1 protein-coding gene is annotated in these 645 nt (G+C 42.6%); it reads left to right on the top strand.

The features are described 5' to 3' along the window. Positions 1–54 precede the first annotated feature (54 nt). Positions 55–645: lactonase family protein (locus AC3G7N_RS21410; RefSeq protein WP_489424154.1), on the top strand; the 591-nt coding region annotated here is incomplete at its 3' end.

Below are 645 nucleotides of genomic sequence, written 5' to 3'. Positions count from 1 at the left end.
TGGATAATTTGCATCTAAGGATTATAATGAAAATGCGGAAGGGAGTCCTGAGCCATGGTAGAACAGCGTTATTACGATATATTTGTTGGTACGTATGGAAATGCAATTGAATGGGTTTTATTTGATTCGGAAATAGGGACGCTGAAGAAAGTGGGCGGCGTATCCGGCATTGAAAATCCATCATTTCTAACCGTCAATCAGACTGGGAATCGATTGTACGCTGCGAGTGAAATAGAGAACGGGGAAGTTGCAAGTTTTGAAATTGACTATCCGAATAAAGTATTAACGGAACTGAACCGCCAGCCCACAGGTGGAAGTTCCCCATGTTACATTAGCCTTGCTCCAAATGAGCAGTGGTTATTTACGACAAACTATGGCGGTGGAAATGCCGCGGTTCATCCCTTGAAAGATGATGGGGCAATTGAACCAATTTGCGATTTGAAAAATTATGCTGAAGGAGCACAGGTTTCTCATCCCCATACCATTATCAATATCCCGGGTACAGAGAAGTATCTGGTTACTGATTTAGGTTTGGATTGCTTATATCTGTATGAATTCAACGCTAAGTCAGGCAAACTGATTTTAGTAAATGAAATTTCCGCGATTGCGGGGTCTGGCCCCAGACATATTGCGACGACCAACCAA

The sequence above is a fragment of the Virgibacillus carmonensis genome (assembly GCF_057836705.1).
Note: the sequence above shows the minus strand (reverse complement) of the source record. Positions and strands in the feature narration are given on the sequence as shown.